Consider the following 23,137-nt stretch of genomic DNA (forward strand, 5'->3'; position numbering starts at 1 on the left):
AAATACCCGCTATACTACATTTTCATTTTTTCAGGCGATAACAGACAAAGGCAGGAAGTATGTCTCTTCGTTCGCTGCGGGCATTATGCCTGACCAGTTTTTTTATTGCGGATGTTCGCGATGGCCTCGGGCCATTTCTCGGTATTTTTCTGACCGAGCGTCACTGGTCCCCGGACAATATCGGCATACTGATGACGGCCGGTGGGCTGGCAGGATTACTGGCCACGCTACCGGCAGGATTTATTACTGACACTTCCAGGAACAAACGTGCCGTGCTGGCGCTGCTCTGCCTGCTGATCACCCTGAGCACGCTTCTGCTCTGGTTTAGCCAGCAGAGCAGCGTGGTCGCCATTTCGCAAATTATCACCGGTATTTGTGCGGCATTTGTCGGGCCGTTGATCGCCGGCATTACGCTGGGGCTGACCGGCCAGAACGGCTTCAGCGCGCAGATGGGCAGAAATGAAGCGCTCAATCACGGCGGAAACTTTGTCACCGCGCTGATGGCAGGCGGCATTGCCTGGTACTGGGGCGTCGGCGGGATTTTCCTGCTGATGACCTGTACGACGCTGCTCACGCTCTGTGCGCTGCTGGCCATTCGCAACGGCGATATCGACAACAATGCCGCGCGGGGGCTGTCATCTTCAGGGAGCGTGCCGGTTCCCGGCTTTGCGGTGCTGATGAAAAACCGGGCGCTGTTTGTGACCGGACTGACGCTTCTGCTGTTCCACCTGGCGAATGCCGCGCTGCTGCCGATGCTGAGCATGCGGGTTGCAGCGGCACCCGCCTCGATCAACCCCGGTTTGTATGCGGCGGGTACCGTCATCATCTCACAGGCCGTGATGATCCCCGTCGCCATCTGGAGCGCACGCCGGATAGAACACTACGGCTACTGGCGGTTAATTATGCTGGCGCTGCTGGTGATGCCGGTACGTGCGGCGCTAGCAGCAAGCACGGACGCACCGTTCATGATGATCCCGGTACAAATTCTCGACGGTCTGGCCGCCGGCATTTTGGGGGTCGTGGTACCGTCGTTTATCGTGGTGCTGCTGCGCGGAAGCGGGCACGTCAATGCCGGGCAGAGTGTCGTGATGCTGATGCAGGGTGTGGGGGCAGCCATGAGTCCGGCATTAACCGGTACGATCGCCGGGCATTACTCGTTTGCGACGGCATTCAGTGTATTAAGCGCGATTGCGCTGATGGGCGTACTGCTGTGGTGGCGTTTTGCCCACCGTAGCTGGGAAACGAACGCGCCGGGTGAAGTGTAGACGCCACCCGGCGTGAGATTTAAGCCAGTTCGTTAGGGCAGGTTTCACCTTTTTCCAGCTGCTGCAAATTCCCGAGCGTCGTTTCCGAGATGCTGATCAGCGCTTCGGCGGTCAGAAACGCCTGGTGTCCGGTAAACAGCACGTTATGGCAGGCGGAGAGGCGACGGAACACGTCGTCCTGGATCACGTCATTCGACTTGTCTTCGAAGAACAGATCGCGTTCGTTCTCATAGACGTCCATCCCCAGTGCGCCAATTTTCTGGGTTTTCAGCGCTTCGATAGCGGCCTGAGAGTCAACCAGCCCGCCGCGGCTGGTGTTGATGATCATTACGCCGTCTTTCATCTGGTCGAATGCCGCCTGGTTAAGCAAGTGGTAGTTTTCCGGCGTCAGCGGGCAGTGCAGGGAGATGACGTCAGACTGCGAGAACAGGGTTGGCAGGTCAACGTACTCCACGCCCAGATCCAGCGCAGCCGCGCTTGGGTACGGATCAAACGCCAGCAGACGCATGCCAAAGCCTTTCAGAATCCGCAGGGCGGCGACGCCAATTTTACCGGTCCCGATCACGCCAGCGGTTTTGCCGTACATGGTAAAGCCGGTCAGGCCTTCCAGCGAGAAGTTGGCGTCACGGGTACGCTGATAAGCACGGTGAATACGACGGTTGAGGGACATCATCATGCCAATCGCATGTTCCGCCACCGCTTCCGGAGAGTACGCCGGCACGCGAACCACCTTCAGACCCAGCTCTTTGGCTGCATCGAGATCCACATTATTAAAGCCCGCACAGCGCAGGGCGATGTATTTCACCCCCTGTTTTTTTAACTCCTCCAGCACCGGACGACTGCCGTCATCGTTTACAAAAATGCAGACACCTTCACACCCGTGCGCCGTTTTGGCGGTTTTTTCGGACAGCAGAAAGTCGAAAAATTCAAGCTCAAACCCGTAAGCCTCGTTAACATGTTGCAGATACTTTTTGTCGTACTGCTTTGTGCTATATACCGCGAGTTTCATAAGACTTTCTCCAGTGATTTTGCATTCACGTTAGCATGATTAAAATTATCTTACAATTTATAAAATATTATTGAATTCAATAAGTTCTGTTAATTATTCTAGAGCATCTATCCTTAAAAATGGCATTTCCTTCAACTGACTGGCCAAACATGCGACAATGATCGGCACTGCCGGCTTAATTCTTTCGCTAAATCAGGATATTAACTGCCCATGAAGGGTAAATACAAAGCCGCACTTGCGCTTTTACTGCTGTTCATATTGTTGCCGCTGACGCTGCTGATGACGCTCGCCCAGTGGGTACCGACGCTCGCCGGGATCTGGCTACCCGTCGGGACGCGTATCGCGTTCGAAGAGAGCCCGAAGCTCACTCGTCACGCGTTGGTGATCCCCGATCTCCGCTATCTGGTGGAAGACTGCGAGATAGCCCGTATCGATAACGTGACGCTGTCACATCCCAGCCGCTGGAAGCTGGATATCGGCGCACTCGATCTCAACGCCGTCTGTCTGAGCAAGATTCCCGAGTCCGCACCGTCAACGGTTGCCCCGAAAACGCTGGCCCAGTGGCAGGCGGTATTACCGAATACCTGGCTTACCATTCACCGTCTGACGCTTTCACCCTGGCAGCAGTGGCAGGGGGAACTTAACGCGTCGCTGACCCCGGCAAGACAGGAGATCGCCTATAAAGGCGAGCAGGTCAGCATTAAGGGGACACTTCGCGGGCAGACGCTCTCCGTTACCCAGTTCGATGTGCAGCTTCCTGACCAGCCGCAGCCTGTTAAGCTGGTGGGCGAGTTCACGCTGCCGCTGGTGCCGGATGGCGTGCCGGTGAAGGGCCATGCGGTGGCGACCTTTAACGTGCCACAGCTAACGACCCTGGTCGATGCCGATCTGGACTGGGAAGACAATCAGGGGCAACTGGTGGTGATGGCACGGGATAACCCCGAACCGCTCCTTGACCTGCCGTGGCAGATCACCGCTGAGCAGCTGAACATCAGTGATGGACGCTGGAACTGGGCGCTCTCCGGCATGCCGCTGAGCGGACGCGTTTCGCTTCGTGCCGACAACTGGCAGCAGGGGCTGGAGAAGGCCACCCTGACCGGTCGACTGAATGTGCTGACCCACGGCGACGCCGGGAAAGGCAACGCGGTACTGAATATTGGGCCCGGCAGACTCAGCATGGAGAACAGCGACATGCCGCTGCACCTGAGCGGTGAGGCGAAACAGAACGATCTTATTCTCTACGCCAGACTGCCGGCAAAACTGACCGGCAGCCTGTATGAACCGCAGCTCGCCTTTGAGCCGGGCGCGCTGCTCCGCTCGCGCGGGCGCATCATTGACTCGCTCGATATCGATGAAATCCGCTGGCCGCTGGCGGGCGTGAAGCTCACGCAGAAGGGCGTGGACGGCCGTTTACAGGCTATTCTGCGCGCCCATGAAAACGAAATGGGGGATTTTGAGCTCCACCTCGACGGTCAGGCAAACGACTTTTTACCTGACAATGGCCTGTGGCAGTGGCGCTACTGGGGGAAAGGCGGCTTTACGCCGATGCATGCCCGCTGGGATGTCGCCGGGAAAGGCGAGTGGCGCGACAACCTTATCGAACTGACGGCGCTCTCCACCGGTTTTGACAAGCTTCAATACGGCACGATGGAGGTCAGCAAGCCACGCATGGTGCTGGATCAACCGGTGCGCTGGTTCCGTGACCCCGAAAAACCGACCTTCAGCGGCGCGTTGTCGCTCAATGCCGGACAGACCCGTTTCTCCGGCGGCAGCGTGTTGCCGCCGTCGGTTCTGACCTTCAGTGTCGACGGCAGCGACCCGACGATTTTCCAGTTCAAAGGCGATCTTCGTGCGGACAACATCGGTCCGGTACAGGTCAACGGCCGCTGGGACGGGGAGCGTCTTCGCGGGCAGGCCTGGTGGCCAAAACAGTCGCTCACCGTCTTCCAGCCGCTGATCCCGCCAGACTGGAAAATGACCCTGCGCGACGGGGAGCTCTATGCCCAGGTTGCCTTCTCGGCGGCGGCCGATCAGGGTTTTGAGGCCGGCGGGCACGGCGTACTGAAATCCGGCAGCGCCTGGATGCCGGATAACCAGATTAACGGCGTCGATTTTGTGCTGCCGTTCCGCTTCAGCGAGGGGACCTGGTCGTTGGGGACCCGCGGACCGGTGACGTTGCGCATTGGCGAAGTGGAAAACCTGATCACCGCGCGCAACATTACCGCGGATTTGCAGGGGGACTATCCCTGGACCGAGGACAATCCGCTGCTGCTCACCAACGTGAAGGTGGAAACCCTCGGCGGGAAGATCACCATGCAGCAGTTGCGGATGCCGCAGCACGATCCGGCCCTGTTGCGTGTGGACAATATCTCCTCCAGCGAGCTGATTAGTGCCGTCAATCCGAAACAGTTTGCCATGTCTGGCCCGGTCAGCGGAGCGCTGCCGTTCTGGCTGGACAATGAAAAGTGGATCATTAAAGATGGCTGGCTGACCAACCCGGGGCCCATGACGCTGCGCATCGACAAAGATACGGCAGACGCCATCGTTAAAGATAATATGGTGGCGGGTGCCGCGATTAACTGGCTCCGCTATATGGAAATTTCACGTTCGTGGACGAGAATCAATTTAGATAACCTGGGTGAATTAACCATGCAGGCGACCATCAAGGGGACCAGCCGCGTGGAGGGCAAAAGCAGCTCCGTCAATCTGAACTATACCCATGACGAGAATGTCTTTACTCTCTGGCGCAGCCTGCGTTTTGGCGACAACCTGCAAACCTGGTTTGAGCAACATACGGCGATACCTGCGCCCCGCAGTTCGACTGGCAAGGAAAGTGAGGAACAACAATGAAAAAGAGGGCTGGTGTGCTCACCGTTGCCGCTGCCGCGCTACTGACTGGCTGTACGCCGCGTATTGAAGTCGCCGCGCCAAAAGAGCCGATTACCATCAACATGAACGTCAAAATCGAACATGAGATCCATATAAAAGTCGATAAAGACGTTGAAAATCTGCTGAAATCGCGCAGCGATCTGTTCTGAGGATGCTATGAAACGATTAGCTCTGATTTTACTGGCATTAGGGATGAACGTGCAGGCGGCGGCGCTGACCCTGAACGACGCCCGGGCGCAGGGCCGGGTGGGGGAAACCCTCAGCGGCTATCTGGCCCCGATTCAACAGGACGCGGAAACGCTGGCACTGGTCAGCCGCATCAACGCGGCCCGCACGGAAAACTACCAGAAACTGGCGGACAGCAACAATCTGCCGGTGGATGAAGTGGCGAAAATGGCAGGTCAAAAGCTGGTTGCCCGCGCGCAGCCGGGCGAGTACGTGAAGGGCATTAACGGAAAGTGGCTCAGAAAGTAACTAACGGTAGCGCCTGCGGTATTCACCCGGTGAGACGCCAAAACGCTGCTTAAAGGCCGTTGAAAAATGGCTATGGTCGGTGAACCCCCAGCTGTAGCCAATTCCCGCCAGCTTTTCATCATCTCCGGCGGAGCGTAGCACCTGCGCGCAGAGATCCAGACGACGGTTTTTAATGTACTGCGCCACCACCAGCCCTTTTTCGGCAAACATGCGATAGAGGCTGCGCACGGACATTCCGCTTTCGGCGGCAATCCATTCCGGACGCAGAGAGTCAGACTGAATGTTGTCGTCGATCAGCGCCACCACCTGCCGGAACTGGCGTTCCTTACGCGGCTGAATCAACTCGCGCTGCTGGAACGCCGGGCGCAGCAGGCACACCATCGCTTCAAGCGCCGCTTCACTCTCCCGGTCGCTCAGGTCGGCATTACTCATACTCTCCATCAAAAGCCTATGGCTTAACTGTACCGTTGGCAACGAACGGGAGAGCGTCAGCGCGCAGCTGATCTCCTGAAACCGGCACTGCTGCTCAATGATCTGACGGGGCACCAGCAGCGAAATCTGGCGGGATTTTTCCTGCCAGTGAATTGAGCACGGGCGCGATGCGTCAATCAGCGTAATATCCCCGGTTCTCAGCACAGAGCGGCGATCGTCCTGCTCGATTTGCGCGCTGCCTTCAAGCTGAAACACGGTATAGAACCAGGCATCGTTACTGTCTCTGATCTCCTGGCGGGAGCGGAACAGGGTAACGCCGCCAGCGGTCACGGTACTGAGCTTCAAGCTGCGCGCATAGCTGGTCTCCAGTTCACCGAAGAATTTTCCCTCCAGAGGACGCGCGTTAAAACGCCCGCAAACCTGGTTAATTTGCGCCAGCCACTGCTGATACTGTTCCTGCTCGCTTGCACACGCCATCGTTTTTCTCACTGCACCGTCAACGTTTACGCATTGTTGCATTTGTGTTGCATTTTGTCAGAGCTCTGAGGCTGACTATAGGAAAGAACACTCACCGGGGACAGCGCTATAAGACGGAATTATCACGATTTGCGGAGCCTGTCACAGGTGGCAAAGCGAATGTCACAGAGACAAAAGCGGGAATGCGAAACCCCTCTTAGACTGGATAAACACCCTGCGAATAATAACGAAGGAGTATCCTATGTCTGAATCACAGGTGGCTATTCAGCCTGCCGTGCAGCAGTTTTTAGACCGACATCATGGCCTGTGGATTGAAGGGCGTCAGGCCGCGTCGGACAGTGAAAAACGGCTCAATGTCTATAACCCGGCCACGGGCGAGGTGATAGCCTCGACTGCCGATGCCAGCGTCGATGACGTTGATCGCGCCGTGATGTCCGGCTGGCGCGCCTTCGTCGCCCGCAGCTGGGCCGGAAAATTACCGGCGGAGCGCGAGCGGATCCTGCTCCATTTCGCCGATCTGGTGGAGCAGCACAGCGAGGAGCTGGCCCAGCTTGAAACGCTGGAGCAGGGCAAGTCCATCAACATCTCCCGCGCCTTTGAAGTCGGCTGTACCCTCAACTGGATGCGCTATACCGCCGGGCTGACCACTAAAATTGCTGGGAAAACCCTCGACCTCTCCATTCCGCTGCCGCAGGGCGCACGCTACCAGGCGTGGACGCGCAAAGAGCCGGTTGGCGTGGTGGCCGGGATTGTCCCCTGGAACTTCCCGCTGATGATCGGGATGTGGAAGGTGATGCCTGCTCTGGCGGCGGGGTGTTCTATCGTCATTAAACCGTCGGAAACCACGCCGCTGACCATGCTGCGCGTGGCGGAACTGGCCAGCGAAGCGGGGATCCCGGACGGGGTATTCAATGTGGTAACCGGCAGCGGCGCGGTGTGTGGCGCAGCGCTGACCGCGCATCCGCATATTGCCAAGGTCAGTTTCACTGGCTCAACGGCGACCGGCAAGCAGATTGCCCGCACGGCGGCGGACACGCTGACCGGGGTGACGCTGGAACTGGGGGGCAAAAACCCGGCGATTGTGCTGAAGGATGCCGACCCGGCCTGGGTGATCGAAGGCCTGATGACCGGCAGCTTCCTGAACCAGGGGCAGGTTTGCGCGGCGAGCTCACGCATCTACATTGAGGCGCCGCTCTTCGACACGCTGGTCAGCGGGTTTGAGCAGGCGGTGAAATCCCTGAGCGTTGGGCCGGGCATGTCGCCGGAGGCGTTTATCAACCCGCTGGTGTCGCGTGCGCATTGCGACAAGGTGCAAACCTTCCTTGATGAAGCAAAATCGCGCAACGCGGAGCTGATCGTCGGCAACCGAGGCCCGGAAGGCAAAGGCTATTACGTTTCGCCAACACTGGTGGTAAACCCGGATGCCGGGCTGCGCTTGACCCGCGAAGAGGTGTTCGGCCCGGTGGTCAATCTCGTGCGCGTCTCCGACGGGGAAGAGGCGCTCCAGCTGGCAAACGACACCGAATATGGCCTGACGGCCAGCGTCTGGACGCAGAATATCAGCAAGGCGCTGGAGTATACCGACAGGCTGCAGGCGGGCACCGTCTGGGTGAACAGCCACACGCTGATTGACGCCAACCTGCCGTTCGGCGGGATGAAGCAGTCCGGCACCGGACGTGATTTTGGCCCGGACTGGCTGGACGGCTGGTGTGAAACTAAATCGGTGTGCGTGCGGTACTAGTAAAAGCAAAAGGCAACCGGGAGGTTGCCTTTTTAGTGTTTGTTCCCTCTCCCGTGGGAGAGGGTCAGGGTGAGGGCATCAGGCCGCATCGGGCTTTATCACCGCGACCACCGATCCCGCCCGGCCTCTTTCGCCCGGTACAGCGCCGCGTCGGCGCGGGCGATGATCTCGGTGCCGGCTAGCCCCTCCGCCATACTCGTAATCCCCATGCTCACCGTGACATGGTCGCTGACCGCTGAGGCCCCATGCGGGATGGCCTCTGCGCGCAGGCCGTCCTGAATACGCAGGGCAACCTTTTCCGCGATGGCTTCAGGGCAATTAAACAAAATCACCAGAAACTCTTCGCCGCCGTAGCGAGAGACCACATCCTCAGGTGTGCGCACCGACTGCTTCAGCACCCGCGCTACGCGCGTCAGACATTCGTCACCCGCCTGGTGCCCGTAGGTATCGTTGTAGCGCTTGAAATAGTCGATATCCAGCATGATCACCGAGAAGGTTTTTTTCTGCTCAACGGCGTTTTCCAGCACCACTTCCATTTTTCGGCGATTGGCGGTTTTGGTTAACGGATCCTGATGCGCCAGCGCGTCCAGCCGGGAAATCAGCAGCTGATTTTGCTGGTTGCGTCGCCAGGCTTCGTCAAACCAGCTCAACAGGATGAAACGTCCGCAGATCAGGATCAGCGTAAACACGCTCCAGATGATGACGAAGTGAAGGTTGAGACCGTCATTGAGCCTCCAGCTAGCAATCAGCAGGGTGATCCAGAGCGGAAGTTCAAAGGCGAGCAACCCCTCGGGGTAAAAGTAGAGCGCCGTCAAACCGGCGAGTAACAGAATGACGCACAGCGGCCAGACATGGGGCAGCAGCAGCTGGGTAATAAACCAGAAACAGGCGACTGACCAGATGGCGCTACAGAAAAACAGCACCACGCTAATACCGGCGATGCGTCGCCATGTCATCAGGATCAGTGCCGCAGAGAGGATAATAATGCCGAGCATTGAGGCATCGACCATTTTTGTCAGATGCGGAGAGGTCGGATAAAGGGGATCGCCGGGCTTAAGCAGGACGTGTCGCAGCAGGATCATTACCGCGAAACTGACGTTGACGAAGGCCAGCCACGGCAGGTTTTTCGCCAGGCCATGCATGACCATGGCATGACGTGTCGGCCAGGTCGCCCGTTCGAGGGGCGGTTTTTTTCTTTTTTCCATAAAATCCTTTCCCGTCCGGGGGATAAATCATGCGGCTGAGATATCAGTAACTATAAGCAAGCCTGGACGATCCTCAAATGTTGCGGCAAAAAAAAGCCGGGCAATTGCCCGGCGGGGAGTTATTTATTCTCTTTCTTCTTGCCGAGCGTTGGCGTCTCGTCGAAGAAGTTCCACGGTTTAAGCAGGGTATGCACCCATTCCGTTGGCATGATCGGCCACTCCTCCGCGCGCGCCACGTGGGTGGTGCCGGTGGTCATCCAGACCACGTCATCCTGGTCGTTCAGCGACTCGTTATCTTTGCTGTACTGTCCCAGGCCCGTGTCGTGGATCGAGCGGTTAGGGAATTTTCCTTCCGGGTAGAGCTCATCCGGGTGGTAGCGGGTCACCCACAGCTGTTTATCCATAAAGCTCAGGCGATGGTAAATCCACTCGTCCGGGGCAAACTTCGCACCGGTCGCCACCGGGTGCGTACCGCCCGCGTAAGGGATGATCTGGTATGAAACCGGGTTGCCCATGCGGTTCTCTTTGCGGGTGTTGCTCAGCAGGCGAATAGTGCCTGGATCGAATTTCTGCGCCGCCTGCTGCTCGGTATCAATATCATACTGATTGATCTGCATGGTGCTGGTGCGCGGGCCGCCGGCGGTATTCGGTTTCACTTCCGGATCCATGGCCACCAGCTTGTTGTTGATGCCATCCACATCCATATCCAGGCGGAAGTTATAGATGTGCTGGTGCGTGGTGCCCACGATGTTGTGATCGATCAGCGTGCCGTAACGGGTGTCGTCTTTGGCGGTGGCATCGTGCATGGTTTTCGCCTGCACGCCTTTCACTGCTTCGATTCCTGTCGCGCCTGCGTCAATGCCGATGGTGCCATTTTCATGGAACACCCAGTCGAAAATGTAATCGTAGTTGCCAACGGTGCTCACCCAGCGCACCACCAGCTCGCGGCGCTCGGTGCTGACGTTAGGCTGGCCCATCTCCTGATGCTTGTATTCCGGCCCGGCGTAGCGTTCGAAAATGGCGATCGCGCGTGGGATCTCCATCGGCGCGCCGGTGTAATCCGGGATGGTTTCATTGAGCATCACGGCGTTGGACGGGACGTCTTTCCCGCGCACCAGCGGGGAGGTCAGGGTGCCCATACCGTAGTCGCCGGAGTCGAGATAGGCTTTAAAGTACCAGCCCACGTCCGGGTCGCCATACGGGACGATCATCCCGCCTAAGGAGCCCTGATACATAATCTGGCGCTTTTTGCCGTTGTCGTTATACGTGACGGTCGAAATCATCGGGCCGACGCGGGAGTCGAGGCTCAGGTGGAAATCCCAGTTCTGCCAGTGAACCCTGTCGCCGGTAATGGTGTAGTTTTTGCCTTCCGGTTCAGTAATGTCGAGCGGCTTTTTCGGCGTCTCTACCCGGTCGCGGCCATCATAGGGGCGCGGGGTCATGGGCACCGGGATCACGGCGCCTTCTTCTATTTTCTGGATTTTTTTCTGCTCAAGATCCACCACGGCCACCAGGTTCTCAATCGGGTGCGCCCAGTAGTTGCCGTCGCCGACATCGAGATAGCTCACCACTTTCAGCAGGCGATCTTCCTGCTTCAGACCGTCTTTACCGTCGAAATAGCCCACGGTAAGCGGCGTGGTGATCACTTTTTTGGTGTCGGTAATGCCGTGTTTTTTCAGCACCTCAGCAAACTCGGTGCTCTCGTTGATGATCTGCTGCACCGCGGTGAAATCATCCAGCAGCACCATACCGTGCGCGTCTTTCACCGGTTCCCAGCGCAGGATTTTTTTATCCTTCAGATCCACCACGCTTTCGATAACGTGCTTTCCATCCAGCATCACGATCTTCGCCTGGCGGGGGGCATCCACTGGCGTGCCGTTAAGTACAAAGTCCCACACTTTGGCTTTCTCTGGCTCGGCAAGGGCAATCTGGGTGAAGCGGGTATTGGGTTTAAAATCCGCCGAGGTTTTCACAATCTCGACGGCCTGCTTAATTTCGTCCGCCGTTAGGGCGTTTAACGGGTGAGGGCTTTTTTCAACCTGGAAGGTCTGGTCAAGACCGGACTGGAAAACATCGTTGATGAAGCTGTCTGAAATAAAGGCTTTCTTGCCTTTCATCACCACCGGCACCTCAAGCTTGAGGGTTTTGCCGTTGACGATGGCGGTTTTGGCACCCGGTTTGACCTTCACAAAGGCACCGTCTTTCGCAATGGTAAACATCTGTGCGTAATCATCCCACTGAACGTCCGCGCCAAAGTCCTGTAGCGTTTTGTCCATCGGGACCATATGCGCCTCACTGCCGTGGGCGAAAACAGGGGATTGCCAGGCGCAACACAGCGTAACGGCCATGGCCAGTGCCGTTCTGCGGGCAGAAGAATTGCTTCCCATCGTAGACCTCATCTTGTTGTGTTTATACCCGTCATACTTCAAGTTGCAGGTGCGTTGGCTGCACTCACTCACTCACCCCAGTCACGTACTTATGTACGCTCCCGGTGATTCGTTCCCTTGCCGCCTTCCTGCAACTCGAATTATTTAGGGTATATTGTGTTGTGATAGCCTTATCCTGACAGGCGCCTGAGAAAAGCGTTTGCCTGCATCTGCCAGATTATTTGTCAGTCTTGCCAGGTTAAAAAAAGAGCGGGATGACGACACATCCAGGGCCATTTGCTCTCCCCATTAAGGCTGAGGAAGCCCCACAAGTGATGTCAGCACAGACGGCCCCCTCTCCCTTGAGGGAGAGGGCTGGGGTGAGGGGGAACATAAGGCTCTGGTGGTCATTCCGTTCACTTTATGTCCCCTGCTACTCTGTAACGACATGGCCTGTGAACGTGCCAGGGTGGCTCAGTCGCCACCACCCTGGCGACCCGGGCTCCCGGCGGTAAATCGCCGCTTCGCGGTACCCTCGGCTTATTCCTTCCGGCTTTTCGGGGACGGGCGGAGGTAACATCCCTGTAAAGCCCGCCCTCTCGGCGCATCCCTGCGCCTCGCCCCGGCCGGAAGGAAACGCCTCAGCGATTTACAGCCGGACCAGGACATCGCTGAAGGCCCTCGGTCATTCTAAAAGCAGCGTTATTGCTTCTGCTTACAATTACTTGAGAGCGCTCAGCCATTGTGGAGAGGATTAGAAGCAGGGAACTTAGCTGTAATCACCCTGCTGGCGCGCCACCAGCGTCAGAATGGAGTAGAGCGCCACCGCCTGCTGGTGCTGGTTAAAAATCTCAACCGTCCATTCCACCACGCCGGTGGGTTTTTCCTCTGCGGTACGCTGTTTCTTCTGCGTTTTACGTTTGCAGGTCAGACGCACCTGAATGGTGTCGCCCGGCTTAACCGGCTCGATAAAGCGCAGGTTTTCCATACCGTAGTTGGCAATCACCGGCCCGACGCCCGCGTCGACAAACAGTCCCGCCGCGGCGGAAATCAGGAAGTAGCCGTGCACCACGCGCTCGCCAAAGATCGACTCTGCCGCGCCGATCTTGTCCATATGGGCGTAGAAGTGGTCGCCGCTCAGGCAGGCAAAGTTCACGATGTCCGCTTCCGTCAGGGTACGACGCGGCGTCAGCAGGCTGTCGCCCGGCTGCAGCTCCTCGAAGTATTTGCGGAACGGATGCACGCGATCTTCCTGCACCGTTGCGCCGCGCACCCACTGTTTGCCAATGGCGGCCAGCATGGTCGGACTGCCCTGGATCGCGGTGCGCTGCAGGTAGTGCTTCACCGCGCGCAGCCCGCCCAGCTCTTCGCCACCGCCCGCGCGGCCCGGACCGCCATGAACCAGCTGCGGCAGAGGGGAGCCGTGGCCGGTAGACTCTTTTGCGGATTCCTCGTTAAGGATCTGAATACGCCCGTGGGCGCGCGCCGCGCCGGCAATAAACTGGCGGGCAATGGCCGGATCGGCGGTAACCAGCGTTCCCGCCAGGCTGCCGCCGCCGGCGCGGGCAAGCTGCATCGCGTGCTGTGCATTCCGATATGGCATCAGAGTTGCAACCGGGCCGAAAGCCTCCGTCGCGTGGACCGCCGGGGTTTCATCCGGCTGCGGACAGAACAGCAGGGTCGGCGGGAAGAATGCGCCAGCGGCCTGCAAATCCGCTTTTCCACCCAGACGGATCTGACAGCCAGCGGCGATCAGCTGATTCACCTTCTCCTGAACGTCCGCGCGCTGTTCAGCGTTGACCAGCGCGCCCATCTTCACTCCTTCCTGCGCCGGGTCGCCCACCACTACCTTTTCCAGCCGCGCAATCAGCGCCTGGCTGACGGCTTCAATCTGGTTTTGCGGGACGATAATGCGGCGGATTGCGGTACATTTTTGTCCGGCCTTGGCGGTCATCTCACGCACCACTTCCCGGATGAACAGGGCGAACTCCGGCTGTTCCGGGGTGACGTCTTCACCCAGCACGCAGCAGTTCAGGGAGTCGGCCTCCATGGTGAATGGAATTGAATTCGCCACAATATTGGGGTGCACGCGCAGGCTTTGTCCGGTGCTGGCGGAGCCGGTAAAGGTGACCACGTCCTGGCTGTCGAGCTGATTCAGCAGATCGCCCGCGCCGCCGCAGATCAGGGTAATGGCGCCGTCCGGCACCAGTCCGCTGTCCACGATGGATTTCACCATCGCCTGCGTAACCTGCGCGGTAGCGGTCGCGGGTTTGATAATGGCGGGCATGCCGGCAAGCCACGTCGGCGCCAGTTTTTCCAGCATCCCCCAGCAGGGGAAGTTAAAGGCGTTGATATGCACCGCCACGCCGGCCTTCGAGGTCAGAACGTGACGCGCCGCAAAGCCACCTTCTTTTGACAGCGGGATCAGTTCATCCTCCGGCCACAGCGTGTCATCCGGCAGTTCACGGCTGCCCAGGCTGGCGTAAGTGAAGAGGGTGCCGATGCCGCCTTCAATATCGACCCAGCTGTCTGCTTTCGTCGCCCCGGTCTGGGCGGAGAGGGCATAAAACGTCTCTTTCTCACCAAGCAGGTGCTTTGCCACCGCCTTCAGCATGGCCGCACGTTCGATAAAGGTCATCCCGTGAAGTGCTTCGCCGCCGCGCTCAATTGCATAGCGTCGGGCGGCTGCCATATCCAGCCCTTCGCTGGTCACGCTCCACAGCGCTTCGCCACTGATGGCGTGATGAATAGTGCGTTCACGTCCCCGGCCAGACTGCCAGGTACCGGACAAGAAGCTGGCTAACTGCTGCATTGCTTATCTCCAAATGTTACGTAATTTCACTATTAATAGTTTGATCGTGAATCATAAAAATCAAGCTGAGTTTTAATGAATTGTTAACATTGTGATCCGGGATGACGAATCATTGCGCTCACAGCACAGTGATGAGAGGCGCTCAGGTAAAGCCTTGCGAGCGACATCACAAAACCAGGAAACAATTCTTGGGGTTATATTTAACCTTTGTGTAACTTTTAAAAAACAAAGTGATTCAACATTACGCTTTAATTTGCAAACTAACGAATCATAAAGGTGATGACGTGACGCAAGAACAACGGTTTGAGCAGCGCATAGCGCAGGAGACGGCGATTGAGCCTCAGGACTGGATGCCTGACGCCTACCGTAAGACGTTGATCCGCCAGATTGGTCAGCATGCGCACTCCGAAATTGTCGGCATGCTGCCGGAGGGGAACTGGATCACCCGCGCGCCGACGCTGCGTCGAAAGGCGATCCTGCTGGCGAAGGTGCAGGACGAAGCCGGACACGGGCTCTACCTCTACAGCGCAGCCGAAACGCTGGGCTGCGCGCGGGAAGATCTCTACCAGAAGATGCTCGACGGCAAGATGAAATACTCCTCCATTTTTAACTACCCGACTCTGAGCTGGGCCGATATCGGCGTGATTGGCTGGCTGGTAGATGGCGCCGCCATCGTCAACCAGGTGGCACTGTGCCGCACCTCTTACGGACCCTATGCCCGGGCGATGGTGAAAATCTGTAAAGAAGAGAGCTTCCACCAGCGTCAGGGTTTCGAAGCCTGCATGGCGCTGGCGCAGGGGAACGAGGCCCAGCGCCAGATGCTGCAGGACGCCATCAACCGCTTCTGGTGGCCGGCGCTGATGATGTTCGGGCCGAACGATGACAACTCGCCGAACAGCGCCCGCAGCCTGGCCTGGAAAATCAAACGTTTCGGTAATGACGAACTGCGCCAGCGCTTTGTCGACAACACAGTGCCGCAGGTGGAGATGCTGGGCATGACGGTGCCCGATCCCGATCTGCGCTTTGACGAAGAGAGCGGTCACTACCGTTTCGGCGAGATCGACTGGCAGGAGTTTGAAGAGGTCATTAACGGACGTGGGATCTGCAATCACGAACGCCTGGCGGCCAAGCGTAAAGCCTGGGAAGAGGGGGCATGGGTGCGGGAAGCCGCGCTGGCGCATGCTGAAAAACAACGCGCCCGTCAGGCCGCATAAGAGGAAATAACCATGAGCAATGTCTACTGGCCGCTGTACGAGGTGTTCGTACGCAGCAAACAAGGGTTGTCCCACCGTCACGTGGGCAGCCTGCATGCCGCCGACGACCGCATGGCGCTGGAAAATGCGCGCGATGCCTACACCCGGCGCAGCGAAGGATGCTCTATCTGGGTGGTTAAGGCGAGCGAGATTGTCGCCTCCCAGCCGGAAGAGAGCGGCGAGTTCTTCGACCCGGCGGAAAGCAAGGTTTACCGCCACCCGACGTTTTACACCCTCCCCGACGGCATCGAGCACATGTGAGGCAAAGAATGAATTCAGTGACTGCCTATGCCCTGCGTCTGGGCGACAACGGTCTGGTGCTCTCCCAGCGTCTGGGCGCCTGGTGTGGCCACGCCCCGGAGCTGGAGATTGACCTCGCGCTCGCCAATATCGGGCTTGACCTGCTGGGCCAGGCGCGCAATTTCCTGAGCTATGCCGCCGGGCTGGAAGGACAGGGCGATGAAGACACGCTGGCGTTTGGTCGTGACGAGCGCCAGTTCCGCAATCTTCTGCTGGTGGAACAGCCGAACGGCAGCTTCGCCGACACGATTGCCCGCCAGTATCTGATGGATGCCTGGAACGTCGCGCTGTACGAACGCCTGACCCAAAGCCGCGACAGCCAGCTTGCCGCCATCGCCGCCAAAGCGATTAAAGAGGCACGCTACCACCTGCGCTTTAGCCGCGGCTGGCTGGTGCGGCTGGGCGACGGCACCGAAACCTCCGCGCAAAAAATGCAGCAGGCCATCGACAACCTGTGGCGTTTTACGGCGGAGCTGTTTGAGGCGGATGACGTCGAGCTGGAATTGATTGACGCCGGCGTGGCGGTTGACCCGCGCACGCTGCGTCAGCCGTGGGAAAGCGAAGTCTTTGCCGGTCTGAATGAAGCCTGCCTGCGGGTGCCCGAAGAGGTGGCGTACCGCACCGGGGGCAAGAAAGGGCTGCATACCGAACATCTCGGTCCGATGCTGGCGGAAATGCAGTATCTCCAGCGCGCGTATCCCGGTCAGCAGTGGTAAAGGAGAACGCTATGCAACGCCTCGTCGACATCGCGCCTGCGCAAATTCCGCAAATCTGGGCGCTGTTAAGCCAGATCCCGGACCCGGAAGTGCCGGTACTCACCATCACCGATTTAGGCATGGTGCGCAGCGTGAAGGCGCAGGGTGAAGGCTGGGTTATTGGCTTCACGCCCACCTACTCGGGGTGTCCGGCAACGGAACATCTGCTGGGGGCGATCCGCGACGCGATGACCGCCCATGGCTTTACCCCGGTGCATATCGTGCTCCAGCTTGAACCCGCCTGGACTACCGACTGGATGACCCCCGACGCGCGCGAGCGCCTGCGGGCATACGGTATCAGCCCGCCCGTGGGCCATAGCTGTCACGCGCACGCGCCGGCCGGGGTGAGCTGTCCGCGCTGCGCCAGCACCGACACCTCGCTTATCAGTGAATTTGGTTCGACGGCGTGCAAAGCGCTCTACCGCTGCAATGCCTGCCGTGAGCCCTTCGACTATTTCAAATGTATTTGAGGCTGCCATGACAACGTTTCATTCATTAACAGTGGCAAAAGTGGAACCCGAAACCCGCGACGCGGTGACCATCACGTTCGCGGTGCCACAGGCGCTGCAGGAAGCCTACCGCTTTCGTCCCGGCCAGCACCTGACCCTGAAAACGACGCTGGGCGGGGATGAGCTGCGCCGCTGCTACTCCATCTGCCGGAGTACCGCTCCGGGCGAGATCAGTGTGGCGGTCAAAGCCATCGAAGGCGGGCGCTTTTCCCGCTATGCCCGGGACGAGATCAAAGCGGGGATGGCGCTGGAGGTGATGGTTCCCCAGGGGCAGTTTGGCTACCAGCCCCAGGCAGAGCGCGAGGGGCACTATCTGGCGATTGCGGCAGGCTCCGGGATCACCCCGATGCTGGCCATTCTCTCCGCGACGCTTGCGACCGAACCGAACAGCCATTTCACGCTGATTTACGGCAACCGCAGCAGCCAGAGCATGATGTTCCGCCAGGCGCTGGCGGACCTGAAGGACAAATACCCGCAGCGGCTGCAGCTGGTCTCCATCTTCAGCCAGGAGCGGCTGGACAGCGACCTGCTTTATGGCCGCATCGACGGGGAAAAGCTTCAGGCGCTGGCAAAAAAACTGATCAACTTCCGCCAGTATGACGAAGCGTTTATCTGCGGCCCGTCAGCGATGATGGACGACGCCGAAGCCGCGCTGAAGGCGCTGGGAATGCCGGATAAATCGATTCATCTTGAGCGCTTCAATACCGCCGGAATCACTGTTAAACGCGCGGTGCACGTGCAGGCAGAAGGCCAGAAAGTGACCGTGCGCCAGGACGGACGCGACCGTGAAATCACCCTGACGGCGGACGACGAAAGCATCCTTGATGCCGCCCTGCGTCAGGGGGCGGATCTCCCGTATGCCTGCAAGGGCGGCGTGTGCGCCACCTGTAAATGCAAAGTGCTGCGCGGGAAGGTGGACATGGCGACCAACTACAGCCTGGAGCCGGACGAGCTGGCCGCCGGGTATGTGCTGAGCTGCCAGTCGTTGCCGCTTACCGCTGATGTGATCGTGGATTTTGACGCGAAGGGGATGGCATGAGTGAACTGACTGTCACCCGTCATGGCCGCGTGCTGCAGCTGACGCTGAACCGTCCGGCGGCACGCAACGCCCTCAACAATGCGCTGTTAACGCAGCTGGCGGAGCAGCTTGAGGCCGCCGCAGCGGATACCGGGGTCGCTGTCTGCGTGATTTACGGCAACGAACGCTGCTTTGCCGCCGGGGCGGATCTCAGTGAAATGGCGGAGAAAGACCTGCCTGCCACCCTGAACGATATTCGCCCGCAGCTGTGGGCACGTATCAACGCTTTTCCTAAACCGCTGATCGCCGCCGTGAACGGCTTCGCGCTGGGTGCGGGCTGCGAGCTGGCGCTGCTGTGCGACGTGGTGATTGCCGGTGACAACGCCCGTTTTGGCCTGCCGGAAATCACGCTCGGCATTATGCCCGGCGCGGGCGGTACCCAGCGTCTTATCCGCTGCGTCGGTAAATCGCTGGCCAGCAAAATGGTGCTGACCGGCGAGAGCATTTCCGCAGAGCAGGCGCTGAGCGCCGGGCTGGTCAGTGATGTTTTCCCGGCCGCGCTGACGCTGGAGTATGCCCTGAAGCAGGCGACCCTGATGTCGCGCCACTCGCCGCTGGCACTGCAGGCGGCGAAACAGGCGCTGCGCCAGTCTCAGGAGGTGCCGCTGCAGGCCGGGCTGGCCCAGGAGCGTCAGCTGTTTACGCTGCTCTCTGCCACTGAAGACCGCCGGGAAGGCATCGACGCCTTCTTACAAAAACGCACCCCCGACTTTAAAGGACGCTAATTGTGGAATTTATTCTCAGTCATGTAGAACAGGGCGTAATGACCCTTACGCTGAACCGTCCGGAGCGTCTGAACAGCTTTAATGACGTGATGCATCAGCAACTCGCCGAGTGCCTGAAACAGGCTGAGCGTGATGACACCGTTCGCTGCCTGCTGATCACCGGCGCCGGACGCGGTTTCTGTGCCGGTCAGGATCTGAATGACCGTAATGTCGACCCCAACGGCCCGGCGCCGGATCTGGGAATGTCCGTTGAAACCTTTTACAACCCGCTGGTTCGTCGCCTGGCAAAACTGCCGAAGCCGGTCATCTGCGCGGTCAACGGCGTGGCGGCCGGTGCCGGTGCCACGCTGGCGCTCGGGTGCGACATGGTGATTGCGGCGCGTTCCGCCAGTTTTGTGATGGCCTTCAGCAAGCTCGGGTTAGTCCCGGACTGCGGTGGCACCTGGCTGCTGCCGCGCGTGGCCGGACGTGCCCGTGCCATGGGGCTGGCGCTGCTCGGTGACAAGCTCAGCGCCGAACAGGCGCAGGCCTGGGGGATGATCTGGCAGGTGGTGGATGACGAACAGCTCTCCGCTACCGCGCAGCAGATGGCGTTGCACTTTGCGTCGCAGCCGACCTTCGGGCTGGGGCTGATCAAGCAGGCGATCAATGCCGCGGAAACCAACACCCTGGACGCTCAACTCGATCTCGAGCGCGACTATCAACGTCTGGCCGGGCGCAGCGACGACTATCGCGAGGGCGTCAGCGCCTTCCTGGCGAAGCGCGCGCCACACTTTACGGGGAAATAAGATGTTGAACATACGGACTGTCGCCGTGATTGGCAGCGGCACGATGGGGGCCGGCATCGCCGAGGTTGCTGCCAGCCACGGCCATCAGGTGCTGATTTACGACATCTCTGCCGATGCGATTTCACGCGCCATTGAGGGGATCCGCCAGCGTCTGGCTTCCCGGGTCACGCGCGGCAAACTCTCTGCGGACGCCAGCGGACAGATCCTCGCCCGGCTGCTCCCGGTCACTGATATCAGCGCGCTCTCTACGGCGGAGCTGGTGATAGAGGCCGCTTCTGAGCGTCTTGAGGTGAAAAAAGCACTGTTTGTCCGGCTGGCTGAGATCTGCCCGGCGCAGACGGTACTGACCAGCAACACCTCTTCCATTTCGATCACGGCAATCGCGGCGGATGTACACCACCCGGAACGCGTCGCGGGGCTGCATTTTTTTAACCCGGCGCCGGTGATGAAGCTGGTGGAAGTGGTCAGCGGGCTGGCGACCTCCCCGGAAGTGGCCGACGCGCTGTGCGAGCTGGCACTGAACTGGGGGAAACAGCCGGTTCGCTGCCAGTCAACGCCGGGGTTCATCGTCAACCGCGTCGCGCGTCCGTTCTATTCCGAAGCCTGGCGCGCGCTGGAAGAGCAGGTGGCAGCACCAGAGGTGATTGACGCTGCCCTGCGCGAAGGGGGCGGTTTCCCGATGGGGCCGCTGGAGCTGACCGACATGATTGGTCAGGACGTTAATTTTGCGGTGACCTGCTCGGTATTTAACGCCTTCTGGCAGGAGCGGCGTTTTCTGCCCTCGCTGGTGCAGCAGGAGCTGGTGCTGGCTGGAAGGCTGGGCAAAAAGAGCGGGAAGGGCGTTTACGACTGGCAGGGTGACAAACCCACCGTACAGTGGATTGAGACCGTAGATGACAGCCACAGCCCAATGCGCGTTGAGAAAGAACGTGACGGTGTCACAAAAATTGATGATGTGTATCTCATCGAAACGCAGGGGGAAACCGCGCAGGCGCTGGCGTTACGCCTGAGCGGCCCGGTGGTGGTGATAGACCGCATTGAAGGCGACGTGGCGGTGATTGCGGCCGCCGCCAGCAACCCCCTGACCTCGACGCAAAAAGTCATCCGCTACCTGCAACAGCAGGGAAAACGGGTGGTGCAAATCGCCGATTATCCTGGCCTGTTGATCTGGCGCACGGTGGCGATGATTGCCAATGAAGCGCTGGATTCCCTGCAAAAAGGGGTGGCCAGCGAGAAGGATATCGATACCGCCATGCGTCTTGGCGTGAACTACCCGAGCGGCCCGATTGCCTGGGGTGAGCGTCTGGGCTGGCAGCGCCTGCTGACGCTGCTGGAGAACCTGCAGCGCCATTACGGCGAGGAACGCTATCGCCCCTGTTCACTGCTGCGCCAGCGCGCGCTTCTGGAGAGTAGCTATGAGTCATAACGCCTGGCATAACGCCCGCGCCATGTACGAACGGGACGCCTGCGCGCAGGCGATGGGGATGGACATTGTCGAGATGGACGAGGGCTACGCGGTGGTGACCATGACCATCACCCCGCAGATGCTCAACGGGCACAACACCTGCCATGGCGGACAGCTGTTTTCGCTGGCAGACACCGCTTTTGCCTACGCCTGCAACAGCCAGGGGCTGGCAGCGGTGGCCTCAGGCTGCTCGATTGATTTTCTGCGTCCGGGCTTTGCCGGGGACACGCTTACCGCCACCGCGCGGGTGAAGCATCAGGGCAAGCTGACGGGCGTGTATGACATTGAGATCCAAAATCAACAACAGAAAACCGTCGCCCTTTTTCGCGGGAAATCTCACCGCATCGGCGGCAGTGTGACAGGAGAGGCCTGATGGGTGATGCATTTATTTGTGATGGCGTTCGAACCCCGGTGGGGCGCTACGGCGGCGCGCTTTCCACGGTAAGGACCGATGATCTCGGTGCCGTGCCGCTGCGTGCGCTGCTGGCCCGCTACCCGCAACTCGACCTCGAGCGGATAGATGATGTGATCTTCGGCTGCGCCAACCAGGCGGGGGAAGATAACCGCAACGTGGCGCGTATGTCGGCATTGCTGGCCGGGCTGCCGCAAACGGTCTCCGGGACCACCATCAACCGCCTGTGCGGCTCCGGGCTGGACGCGATTGGTTTTGCCGCACGCGCCATCAAAGCGGGTGACGGCGATCTGCTGATTGCGGGCGGCGTGGAGTCGATGTCCCGTGCGCCATTTGTGATGGGCAAAGCCACCGCCGCGTTTCAGCGTCAGGCGGAGATCTTTGATACCACCATCGGCTGGCGATTTGTGAATCCGCTCATGCATCAGCACTTCGGAACGGACAGTATGCCGGAAACGGCAGAGAATGTAGCTGAACTGTTAAATATCAGTCGTGCCGATCAGGACGCTTTTGCGCTGCGCAGCCAGCAGCGTACCGCACAGGCGCAGCAGAACGGCATTCTGGCGCAGGAGATCGTGCCGGTGCAGGTAGCGGGTAAAAAGGGCGCGGTCACCGAATTCAGCGTGGATGAACATCCGCGTGCGGACACCACGCTTGAACAGCTGGCCGCACTGAAAACGCCGTTCCGTCAGAACGGGGTAGTCACGGCGGGCAATGCCTCCGGCGTCAACGACGGCGCGGCGGCGCTGATCGTTGCCAGCGAGCAAATGGCGCTGACGCAGGGGTTAGTCCCGCGCACGCGGATCGTGGCGATGGCAACGGCTGGCGTGGCGCCACGCCTGATGGGATTAGGCCCGGTACCTGCCACCCGCAAGGTGCTGGAGCGCGCCGGACTCAGTATTAACGATATGGACGTTATCGAACTTAACGAAGCTTTCGCCTCCCAGGCGCTGGGCGTGCTGCGTCAACTGGGGCTGCCGGATGATGCCGCGCACGTTAACCCAAACGGTGGGGCGATTGCGCTTGGCCACCCGCTCGGCATGAGCGGCGCCAGGCTGGCGCTGGCAGCCAGCAATGAACTGCATCGACGCGGCGGGCGATACGCGCTGTGTACGATGTGCATCGGTGTGGGTCAGGGCATTGCCCTGATCCTTGAGCGTGTTTGATCAAATTTTCAATGTG

20 protein-coding genes are annotated in these 23,137 nt (G+C 59.3%); 15 read left to right on the forward strand and 5 right to left on the reverse strand.

The features are described 5' to 3' along the window. The first annotated feature begins 59 nt into the window (after nt 1-59). Complete coding sequence (locus C1N69_RS10350) at nt 60-1,265, forward strand: MFS transporter (protein WP_155031116.1); 1,206 nt, start codon at nt 60-62, stop codon at nt 1,263-1,265. A 19-nt stretch (nt 1,266-1,284) separates the two neighbouring features. Here C1N69_RS10350 and C1N69_RS10355 read toward each other — a convergent pair whose 3' ends face one another. After that, the gene (locus C1N69_RS10355) at nt 1,285-2,274 is read right to left on the reverse strand and encodes a 2-hydroxyacid dehydrogenase (RefSeq protein ID WP_025757986.1); all 990 of its coding nucleotides are present in this window, start codon (nt 2,272-2,274) and stop codon (nt 1,285-1,287) included. A gap of 210 nt (nt 2,275-2,484) precedes the next feature. On the opposite strand from C1N69_RS10355, the gene C1N69_RS10360 reads away from it, so the two are divergent. The 3 genes from C1N69_RS10360 to C1N69_RS10370 are packed head-to-tail and all read left to right on the forward strand — an operon-like array spanning nt 2,485 to nt 5,637. Next, complete coding sequence (locus C1N69_RS10360) at nt 2,485-5,124, forward strand: YdbH family protein (protein ID WP_059385315.1); 2,640 nt, start codon at nt 2,485-2,487, stop codon at nt 5,122-5,124. Further along, complete coding sequence (locus C1N69_RS10365; protein ID WP_059385316.1) at nt 5,121-5,312, forward strand: YnbE family lipoprotein; 192 nt, start codon at nt 5,121-5,123, stop codon at nt 5,310-5,312. Before C1N69_RS10360 ends, C1N69_RS10365 begins: the two co-directional genes overlap by 4 nt. 7 nt (nt 5,313-5,319) lie before the next feature. Then, complete coding sequence (locus tag C1N69_RS10370; protein ID WP_059385317.1) at nt 5,320-5,637, forward strand: YdbL family probable chaperone protein; 318 nt, start codon at nt 5,320-5,322, stop codon at nt 5,635-5,637. Here the strand turns inward: C1N69_RS10370 and feaR are convergent, their stop codons facing one another. Further along, nucleotides 5,638-6,546, reverse strand: coding sequence for a transcriptional regulator FeaR (gene feaR, locus C1N69_RS10375; protein WP_047958483.1), 909 nt, complete (start codon nt 6,544-6,546; stop codon nt 5,638-5,640). 241 nt (nt 6,547-6,787) lie between these two features. On the opposite strand from feaR, the gene C1N69_RS10380 reads away from it, so the two are divergent. After that, nucleotides 6,788-8,287 (forward strand): aldehyde dehydrogenase family protein, encoded by a 1,500-nt coding sequence (locus C1N69_RS10380; protein WP_047958484.1) that lies wholly within the window; start codon nt 6,788-6,790, stop codon nt 8,285-8,287. A gap of 98 nt (nt 8,288-8,385) precedes the next feature. Here C1N69_RS10380 and C1N69_RS10385 read toward each other — a convergent pair whose 3' ends face one another. The 3 genes from C1N69_RS10385 to paaZ all read right to left on the reverse strand — a co-directional run bounded on the left by C1N69_RS10385 (nt 8,386) and on the right by paaZ (nt 14,670). After that, on the reverse strand, nt 8,386-9,492 hold the full coding sequence (locus C1N69_RS10385; protein WP_047958485.1) for a GGDEF domain-containing protein: 1,107 nt from the start codon (nt 9,490-9,492) through the stop codon (nt 8,386-8,388). A 119-nt stretch (nt 9,493-9,611) separates the two neighbouring features. Next, a complete protein-coding gene (gene tynA, locus C1N69_RS10390; protein ID WP_155031117.1) occupies nt 9,612-11,879 on the reverse strand; it encodes a primary-amine oxidase in 2,268 nt (755 codons plus the stop codon). Nucleotides 11,880-12,627: 748 nt separating this feature from the next. Next, nucleotides 12,628-14,670, reverse strand: coding sequence for a phenylacetic acid degradation bifunctional protein PaaZ (gene paaZ / locus C1N69_RS10400; RefSeq protein ID WP_155031118.1), 2,043 nt, complete (start codon nt 14,668-14,670; stop codon nt 12,628-12,630). Between the two features lie 284 nt (nt 14,671-14,954). Here paaZ and paaA point away from each other — a divergent pair, with 284 nt between their 5' ends. From paaA to pcaF, 10 genes are read left to right on the forward strand one after another with little or no spacing between them, the layout of a single operon-like run. Then, the gene (paaA, locus tag C1N69_RS10405; protein WP_059385323.1) at nt 14,955-15,884 is read left to right on the forward strand and encodes a 1,2-phenylacetyl-CoA epoxidase subunit PaaA; all 930 of its coding nucleotides are present in this window, start codon (nt 14,955-14,957) and stop codon (nt 15,882-15,884) included. 12 nt (nt 15,885-15,896) lie between these two features. Further along, entirely contained in the window at nt 15,897-16,184 is a 288-nt protein-coding gene (paaB, locus tag C1N69_RS10410) for a 1,2-phenylacetyl-CoA epoxidase subunit PaaB (protein WP_025757972.1), read from the forward strand. A gap of 8 nt (nt 16,185-16,192) precedes the next feature. Continuing rightward, nucleotides 16,193-16,939 carry a 1,2-phenylacetyl-CoA epoxidase subunit PaaC gene (paaC, locus tag C1N69_RS10415; protein ID WP_095449705.1) on the forward strand — a complete coding sequence of 249 codons (747 nt, stop codon included), beginning with the start codon at nt 16,193-16,195 and terminating at the stop codon, nt 16,937-16,939. Between the two features lie 11 nt (nt 16,940-16,950). Continuing rightward, complete coding sequence (gene paaD / locus C1N69_RS10420; protein ID WP_047958492.1) at nt 16,951-17,448, forward strand: 1,2-phenylacetyl-CoA epoxidase subunit PaaD; 498 nt, start codon at nt 16,951-16,953, stop codon at nt 17,446-17,448. Between the two features lie 7 nt (nt 17,449-17,455). Continuing rightward, entirely contained in the window at nt 17,456-18,526 is a 1,071-nt protein-coding gene (paaE, locus tag C1N69_RS10425; protein WP_095440730.1) for a 1,2-phenylacetyl-CoA epoxidase subunit PaaE, read from the forward strand. After that, entirely contained in the window at nt 18,523-19,290 is a 768-nt protein-coding gene (gene paaF, locus C1N69_RS10430) for a 2,3-dehydroadipyl-CoA hydratase PaaF (protein ID WP_059385326.1), read from the forward strand. The genes paaE and paaF overlap by 4 nt, the downstream gene beginning before the upstream one ends. Beyond that, entirely contained in the window at nt 19,290-20,078 is a 789-nt protein-coding gene (gene paaG, locus C1N69_RS10435; protein WP_025757967.1) for a 2-(1,2-epoxy-1,2-dihydrophenyl)acetyl-CoA isomerase PaaG, read from the forward strand. Before paaF ends, paaG begins: the two co-directional genes overlap by 1 nt. A gap of 1 nt (nt 20,079) precedes the next feature. Further along, nucleotides 20,080-21,504 carry a 3-hydroxyacyl-CoA dehydrogenase PaaH gene (gene paaH, locus C1N69_RS10440; RefSeq protein WP_155031119.1) on the forward strand — a complete coding sequence of 475 codons (1,425 nt, stop codon included), beginning with the start codon at nt 20,080-20,082 and terminating at the stop codon, nt 21,502-21,504. Next, nucleotides 21,494-21,916, forward strand: coding sequence for a hydroxyphenylacetyl-CoA thioesterase PaaI (gene paaI / locus C1N69_RS10445; protein ID WP_045286536.1), 423 nt, complete (start codon nt 21,494-21,496; stop codon nt 21,914-21,916). Before paaH ends, paaI begins: the two co-directional genes overlap by 11 nt. Then, nucleotides 21,916-23,121 (forward strand): 3-oxoadipyl-CoA thiolase, encoded by a 1,206-nt coding sequence (gene pcaF, locus C1N69_RS10450; protein WP_155031120.1) that lies wholly within the window; start codon nt 21,916-21,918, stop codon nt 23,119-23,121. The genes paaI and pcaF overlap by 1 nt, the downstream gene beginning before the upstream one ends. Nucleotides 23,122-23,137 lie beyond the last annotated feature (16 nt).

It is taken from the genome of Enterobacter sichuanensis, from assembly GCF_009036245.1.
GTDB lineage: Bacteria > Pseudomonadota > Gammaproteobacteria > Enterobacterales > Enterobacteriaceae > Enterobacter > Enterobacter sichuanensis.

Excerpts from the sequence above, each read along its gene's own strand:
- paaE (WP_095440730.1), top strand. The coding sequence starts at position 17,456 with ATGACAACGTTTCATTCATTAACAGTGGCAAAAGTGGAACCCGAAACC.
- paaC (WP_095449705.1), top strand. The coding sequence starts at position 16,193 with ATGAATTCAGTGACTGCCTATGCCCTGCGTCTGGGCGACAACGGTCTG.
- paaB (WP_025757972.1), top strand. The coding sequence starts at position 15,897 with ATGAGCAATGTCTACTGGCCGCTGTACGAGGTGTTCGTACGCAGCAAA.
- C1N69_RS10385 (WP_047958485.1), bottom strand. The coding sequence starts at position 9,492 with ATGGAAAAAAGAAAAAAACCGCCCCTCGAACGGGCGACCTGGCCGACA.
- C1N69_RS10355 (WP_025757986.1), bottom strand. The coding sequence starts at position 2,274 with ATGAAACTCGCGGTATATAGCACAAAGCAGTACGACAAAAAGTATCTG.
- C1N69_RS10380 (WP_047958484.1), top strand. The coding sequence starts at position 6,788 with ATGTCTGAATCACAGGTGGCTATTCAGCCTGCCGTGCAGCAGTTTTTA.
- pcaF (WP_155031120.1), top strand. The coding sequence starts at position 21,916 with ATGGGTGATGCATTTATTTGTGATGGCGTTCGAACCCCGGTGGGGCGC.
- C1N69_RS10350 (WP_155031116.1), top strand. The coding sequence starts at position 60 with ATGTCTCTTCGTTCGCTGCGGGCATTATGCCTGACCAGTTTTTTTATT.
- C1N69_RS10360 (WP_059385315.1), top strand. The coding sequence starts at position 2,485 with ATGAAGGGTAAATACAAAGCCGCACTTGCGCTTTTACTGCTGTTCATA.
- feaR (WP_047958483.1), bottom strand. The coding sequence starts at position 6,546 with ATGGCGTGTGCAAGCGAGCAGGAACAGTATCAGCAGTGGCTGGCGCAA.
- paaD (WP_047958492.1), top strand. The coding sequence starts at position 16,951 with ATGCAACGCCTCGTCGACATCGCGCCTGCGCAAATTCCGCAAATCTGG.
- paaH (WP_155031119.1), top strand. The coding sequence starts at position 20,080 with ATGTTGAACATACGGACTGTCGCCGTGATTGGCAGCGGCACGATGGGG.
- paaI (WP_045286536.1), top strand. The coding sequence starts at position 21,494 with ATGAGTCATAACGCCTGGCATAACGCCCGCGCCATGTACGAACGGGAC.
- C1N69_RS10365 (WP_059385316.1), top strand. The coding sequence starts at position 5,121 with ATGAAAAAGAGGGCTGGTGTGCTCACCGTTGCCGCTGCCGCGCTACTG.
- tynA (WP_155031117.1), bottom strand. The coding sequence starts at position 11,879 with ATGGGAAGCAATTCTTCTGCCCGCAGAACGGCACTGGCCATGGCCGTT.
- paaZ (WP_155031118.1), bottom strand. The coding sequence starts at position 14,670 with ATGCAGCAGTTAGCCAGCTTCTTGTCCGGTACCTGGCAGTCTGGCCGG.
- paaF (WP_059385326.1), top strand. The coding sequence starts at position 18,523 with ATGAGTGAACTGACTGTCACCCGTCATGGCCGCGTGCTGCAGCTGACG.
- C1N69_RS10370 (WP_059385317.1), top strand. The coding sequence starts at position 5,320 with ATGAAACGATTAGCTCTGATTTTACTGGCATTAGGGATGAACGTGCAG.